The following is a 5722-nucleotide window of genomic DNA, read 5'->3' as shown; positions in this document are numbered from 1 at the left end:
GGTCAAGCTTCAAACGCAAACGATTCCAGATGAAAGCCCTGATCATCGATCTGCAGCAGCCACCCCTCGCGATCCCAGTCCCCCAGCACGATGCGCCGCCCCGTGGTTTGGCCCAACGCAACCTCGTGAACCGCAGGGCGGTGGGTGTGACCATGGATCAGCGTCTTCACGCCGGATTCGTTCATCACGCGCGGCACTTCTTCGGGGGTGACATCGACAATGTCGTTGGCTTTCATGCGCGTTTGCGCGGTGCTTTCACTGCGCAGCTTGCGGGCCAGTTTGTGGCGCGTGCTCAACGGCAGATGCCGCAGCACCCACAGCGTCAGCGGGTTGCGCAGGTAACGGCGCATCCGCATGTAGGCTTCATCACGGGTGCACAGGCTGTCGCCGTGCATCAGCAGCACCGATTCGCCGTTGAACTGCACGACGCTCGGGTCCTTGAGCAGCGTGCAGCCCGCCGCTTTGCAAAACGAGGCGCCGATCATGAAGTCGCGGTTGCCATGCATCAGGAACACTCGCGTGCCGCCGTCGCTCAACGCGCGCAGCGCCTGGCAGATCGAGCGCTGAAAGGGCGACATGGCGTCGTCGCCAATCCACGCCTCGAAAAAGTCCCCGAGGATGTACAGCGACTCGGCCGTGCGAGCGCGGCCATTCAGCAGACCGAGAAACGCGCGGGTAATGTCCGGGCGTCCTTCTTCCAGGTGCAGATCGGAAATCAGCAATATCACTCAATGATCTCGGCTTTCTCGATGATCACGTCGTCAGCCGGCACGTCTTGATGACCGGCCTTGGACGTGGTGGCGACGCCCTTGATCTTCTCGACCACGTCGGTGCCTTCAATCACCTCGGCGAACACGGCATAACCCCAACCCTGCACGGTCTTGGCGCTGTGGTTGAGGAAGCTGTTGTCAGCGACGTTGATGAAGAACTGCGCCGAGGCTGAATGCGGCTCCATGGTCCGGGCCATGGCCACCGAATACTTTTTGTTCGGCAGGCCGTTGTCGGCTTCGTTCTGGATGCTTGGGCGCTTGTCTTTTTTCTCTTTCATGCCGGGCTCGAAGCCGCCGCCCTGAATCATGAAGTTTCCGATCACGCGGTGAAACACAGTGTTTTCGTAGTGGCCGGCTTTGACGTATTCGATGAAGTTGGCGACGGTCAGCGGCGCCTTCTCTGCGTTCAACTGCAGCACTATTTCACCGTGGTTGGTGGTCAGCTTTACTTTCGACATGTGTCAGCTCGCTCTTTGAAGTCATGGTGGAAGGCGGTGATGCCGCAGGCGGCCATCGGAGTACCGGCTGTTACGGCTGATTCACCCCAGGCGCGCAGTTTACAGAGGGTAGCCGTTGCACCGGTAGTGCGATTGCGTGCGCGATCGGCCACTGAGTCATGGCCCATCTCGGCAGTTTTGTCACGGCGCGCTGTCAGGGGCTTGACAGCTTCGGCTATGATAGGCGCTTTGATTTAACCGGCCTTCCTGGCCGCGACCCGTACAAGGATCCTATGAGCAAGCCCACTCAAGATGCCGCTGCGAATTCCAAGGCAGGCCCTGCCATTCCAACCAACTTCCTGCGCCCGATCGTGCAGGCTGACCTGGATTCGGGCAAGCACACCCAGATCGTGACCCGCTTCCCGCCGGAGCCCAACGGCTACCTGCACATCGGTCATGCCAAGTCGATCTGCGTCAACTTTGGTCTGGCTCAGGAATTCGGTGGTGTCACGCATCTGCGCTTTGATGACACCAACCCGGCGAAGGAAGACCAGGAATACATCGACGCCATCGAAGCCGACGTCAAATGGCTGGGCTTCGAGTGGTCCGGCGAAGTGCGTTATGCCTCGCAGTACTTCGACCAGTTGTACGCCTGGGCGGTCCACCTGATCGAGACGGGCAAAGCCTATGTCGATGACCTGACACCCGAGCAGGCCCGCGAATACCGCGGCACCCTGACCGAGCCGGGCAAGAACAGCCCGTTCCGCGATCGCAGCGTTGAAGAAAACCTTGACCTGTTCAGCCGCATGAAGGCGGGCGAGTTCGAAGACGGCGCGCGCGTGCTGCGCGCAAAGATCGACATGGCTTCACCGAACATGAACCTGCGCGATCCGATCCTCTATCGCATTCGTCACGCCCATCACCACCAGACCGGTGATAAGTGGTGCATCTACCCGATCTACGACTTCACCCACGGTCAGTCGGACGCCATCGAAGGCATTACCCATTCGATCTGCACCCTGGAATTCGAGAGCCATCGCCCGCTCTACGAGTGGTTCCTCGACAACCTGCCGGTGCCGTGCAAGCCGCGCCAGTACGAGTTCTCGCGCCTTAACCTGAACTACACCATCACCAGCAAGCGCAAGCTCAAGCAACTGGTCGATGAAAAGCACGTGCATGGCTGGGACGACCCGCGCATGTCGACGCTGTCGGGCTTCCGTCGTCGCGGTTATACCCCGGCGTCGATCCGCAACTTCTGCGAAATGATCGGCACCAACCGTTCCGACGGCGTGGTCGATTTCGGCATGCTGGAATTCAGCATCCGTCAGGATCTGGACCACAACGCGCCGCGTGCCATGTGCGTGCTGCGCCCGTTGAAAGTCGTGATCACCAACTACCCGGAAGGCCAGGTCGACCACCTCGAGCTGCCGCGCCATCCGCAGAAGGAAGAACTGGGCGTGCGCAAGCTGCCGTTCTCCCGCGAGATCTACATCGACCGTGACGACTTCATGGAAGAGCCGCCCAAGGGCTACAAGCGTCTTGAACCCAACGGCGAAGTGCGCCTGCGTGGCAGCTACGTGATCCGCGCTGATGAGGCAATCAAGGACGCCGACGGCAACATCGTCGAGCTGCGTTGCTCCTACGACCCGGAGACCCTTGGCAAGAACCCTGAAGGCCGCAAGGTCAAAGGCGTTGTGCACTGGGTGCCGGCAGCGGAAAGCGTCGAATGCGAAGTGCGTCTGTATGACCGTCTGTTCCTGTCCGCGAACCCCGAGAAAGCGGAGGAGGGCAAAACCTTCCTGGACAACATCAACCCGGGCTCCCTGCAGGTCCTGACCGGTTGTCGGGCTGAACCGTCGCTGGCTGACGCTCAGCCGGAAGACCGTTTCCAGTTCGAACGCGAAGGCTATTTCAGCGCGGATTTGAAGGACTCGAAACCCGGTCATCCGGTCTTTAACCGGACTGTGACGCTCCGCGATTCGTGGAGCTAAGGTAGGCAACGTGCTTTCTATCTACAACACGCTCAGCAAGAGCAAAGAAGTGTTCAAACCGCTGGATGGCAACAAGGTGCGCATGTATGTCTGCGGGATGACCGTGTACGACTACTGCCACCTGGGCCACGGCCGCAGCATGGTCGCGTTCGACCTGGTCACCCGCTGGCTGCGTTTCAGCGGTTATGACCTGACGTACGTGCGCAACATCACCGACATTGACGACAAGATCATCAACCGCGCCCGTGAAAACGGTGAAGCGTTTGACGCGCTGACCGCGCGCATGATCGACGCGATGCACGAGGACGAAGCGCGCCTGAACATCCTCAAGCCGGACATGGAGCCGCGCGCCACTGATTACATCGGTGGCATGCACGACATGATCCAGAGCCTGATCGACAAGGGCTATGCCTACGCGCCGGGCAATGGCGACGTGTATTACCGCGTCGGCAAATTCCTCGGCTACGGCAAGCTGTCGCGCAAGAAGATAGAAGACCTGCGCATCGGCGCGCGGATCGAGGTCGACGAAGCCAAGGATGATCCGCTGGATTTCGTCCTGTGGAAAGGCGTCAAGCCGGGCGAGCCCAGCTGGGAATCGCCATGGGGGCCGGGTCGTCCGGGCTGGCACATCGAATGCTCGGTGATGTCCACCTGCTGCCTGGGTGAGACCTTCGACATTCACGGTGGCGGCAGCGACCTGGAATTCCCGCACCACGAAAACGAGATTGCCCAGAGCGAAGCCGCGACCGGCAAGACCTACGCCAATGCCTGGATGCACTGCGGCATGATCCGCATCAATGGCGAGAAGATGTCCAAGTCCTTGAACAACTTCTTCACCATTCGCGACGTGCTGGATAAATACCATCCGGAAGTGGTGCGTTACCTGTTGGTGTCGAGCCACTACCGCAGCGCGATTAACTATTCCGAAGACAGCCTGAAGGAATCGAAAGGCGCGCTGGAGCGGTTCTACCATGCGCTCAAAGGTTTGCCGGTCGCCGAGCCGGCGGGTGGCGAGGCGTTCGTCGAGCGTTTCTCGGCTGCCATGAACGACGACTTCGGTACGCCGGAAGCGTGCGCCGTGCTGTTCGAGATGGTCCGCGAGATCAACCGTCTGCGCGACAGCGATGTCCATGCAGCGGCGGGGCTGGCGGCGCGTCTGAAGGAATTGGCCAGCGTGCTGGGTGTGTTGCAACTCGAAGCCGACGACTTCCTGCGTGCAGGCGCCGAAGGGCGAGTGGACGCCGCAGAGGTCGAAGCCTTGATCGCCGCACGCCTGCAGGCGCGCGCCGACAAGAATTGGGCCGAATCCGACCGCATCCGCGACCAGCTCACCGCCATGGGCGTGGTGCTGGAAGACGGCAAGGGCGGCACTACCTGGCGTCTGGCGGACTGATCGGCCGCGTAAACGGTTTATGTGGGAGCGAGCTTGCTCGCGAAGGCAGGCTTTCTGCCGCTGAATACTTAGCGGCTGTACCAGCCTCTTCGCGAGCAAGCTCGCTCCCACAGTTCATCCGCCAGCAGATGCATTTGCCGTGATTCTTCCCGCTCTTCGCGGAAAGGATCAGAGTGGCGAAGTTCAGCTGGCACAGATGATCTTGACGTCTGGTGACCTGCAGCTTTCCGCGTTCAGCCGCTTCAAGCCAGCACTGCCAGTGACGTGTACTTGGCAACCATCGCGTCTGAGGTAATAAGTTTCATGGGTTCTGTAATGGCAGCCGCAACGATCAGCCTGTCGAAAGGGGCGCGGTGGTGATGCTCCAGATCTTTGACCGCAATGGCATGTTCCACGCTGACAGGAAGTTCGATGAAGCCACTGTCCCGGCAGTATTCGCGAATCTCCTCTAGATCGGCCGTCAGCTTCCCTAGCCCGATCTTTATCGACATCTCCCAAAACGTAGCTGCACTGATGTAAACCTCAGTAGCAGTCATTCTCGACCAGGCCGCCGTTACAATTCTGTGCGGGTCGTTCTCCGCTCTGCTCGGGAATGCATCGTCTGACGCTCCGCATCACGTTTGATGTCCAGCGCACGGACGATTGGATATTGGAACTGTAGGAGCCGGCTTGCTGGCGAATGCGATGAATCAGCCATGGAGTGATCCACTGACCCACCGTTTTCGCCAGCAAGCCGGCTCCTACAGGGCTCTGTGTTTCGCCAGCAAGCCGGCTCCTACAGGGCTCTGTGTTTCGCCAGCAAGCCGGCTCCTACAGGGCTCTGTGTTTCGCCAGCAAGTCGGCATCTACAGGGCTCTGTGTTTCGGCAACAAGTCGGCATTCGCAGGGGCCGAGTTTCGCCGCAATATGTCGGCCGGGCTCAGGCTAAAACCCCTGTTCCCGCAACCGTTTGTAAAGCGTATTGCGGCTGACCCCCAGTTGCTTGGCCAGCTGCGAGATGTTCCCGCCTGCGGCCTGCAGCAACTCGCTCAGCTCTTCCGGCGTGTCCAGCGCGGCCTTGCGCGGGAACGCTGTCTCGGGCTCTGCGCGCTCGCAGCCCATTGCCAGATCGGCAAAGAAATCCTCCGGCAG

6 protein-coding genes are annotated in these 5722 nt (G+C 60.2%); 2 read left to right on the top strand and 4 right to left on the bottom strand.

The features are described from left to right. Window positions 1-2: 2 nt before the first annotated feature. Both VF672_RS23350 and VF672_RS23345 read right to left on the bottom strand, forming a co-directional pair. The gene (locus VF672_RS23350) at window positions 3-728 is read right to left on the bottom strand and encodes a UDP-2,3-diacylglucosamine diphosphatase (protein ID WP_331107384.1); all 726 of its coding nucleotides are present in this window, start codon (window positions 726-728) and stop codon (window positions 3-5) included. Next, window positions 725-1228, bottom strand: coding sequence for a peptidylprolyl isomerase (locus VF672_RS23345; RefSeq protein ID WP_331107382.1), 504 nt, complete (start codon window positions 1226-1228; stop codon window positions 725-727). The genes VF672_RS23350 and VF672_RS23345 overlap by 4 nt, the downstream gene beginning before the upstream one ends. Before the next feature lie 272 nt (window positions 1229-1500). On the opposite strand from VF672_RS23345, the gene VF672_RS23340 reads away from it, so the two are divergent. Next, on the top strand, window positions 1501-3198 hold the full coding sequence (locus tag VF672_RS23340) for a glutamine--tRNA ligase/YqeY domain fusion protein (RefSeq protein WP_331107380.1): 1698 nt from the start codon (window positions 1501-1503) through the stop codon (window positions 3196-3198). Between the two features lie 10 nt (window positions 3199-3208). Next, window positions 3209-4591 (top strand): cysteine--tRNA ligase, encoded by a 1383-nt coding sequence (cysS, locus tag VF672_RS23335; protein WP_331107378.1) that lies wholly within the window; start codon window positions 3209-3211, stop codon window positions 4589-4591. Between the two features lie 242 nt (window positions 4592-4833). Here cysS and VF672_RS23330 read toward each other — a convergent pair whose 3' ends face one another. Together VF672_RS23330 and VF672_RS23325 are read right to left on the bottom strand one after the other, a co-directional pair. Then, the gene (locus VF672_RS23330) at window positions 4834-5151 is read right to left on the bottom strand and encodes a type II toxin-antitoxin system VapC family toxin (RefSeq protein ID WP_331107386.1); all 318 of its coding nucleotides are present in this window, start codon (window positions 5149-5151) and stop codon (window positions 4834-4836) included. 364 nt (window positions 5152-5515) lie between these two features. Next, window positions 5516-5722 (bottom strand): helix-turn-helix domain-containing protein (locus VF672_RS23325; RefSeq protein WP_331107376.1); only part of this gene is annotated, 207 nt, incomplete at its 5' end.

Origin of the sequence: Pseudomonas sp. (assembly GCF_036387035.1) — a bacterium.
GTDB lineage: Bacteria > Pseudomonadota > Gammaproteobacteria > Pseudomonadales > Pseudomonadaceae > Aquipseudomonas.
Note: the sequence above shows the minus strand (reverse complement) of the source record. Positions and strands in the feature narration are given on the sequence as shown.

What these genes read in the sequence shown, in the direction of transcription:
- VF672_RS23345 (WP_331107382.1), bottom strand. Translation starts at nt 1,228, where the DNA reads ATGTCGAAAGTAAAGCTGACCACCAACCACGGTGAAATAGTGCTGCAG.
- VF672_RS23340 (WP_331107380.1), top strand. Translation starts at nt 1,501, where the DNA reads ATGAGCAAGCCCACTCAAGATGCCGCTGCGAATTCCAAGGCAGGCCCT.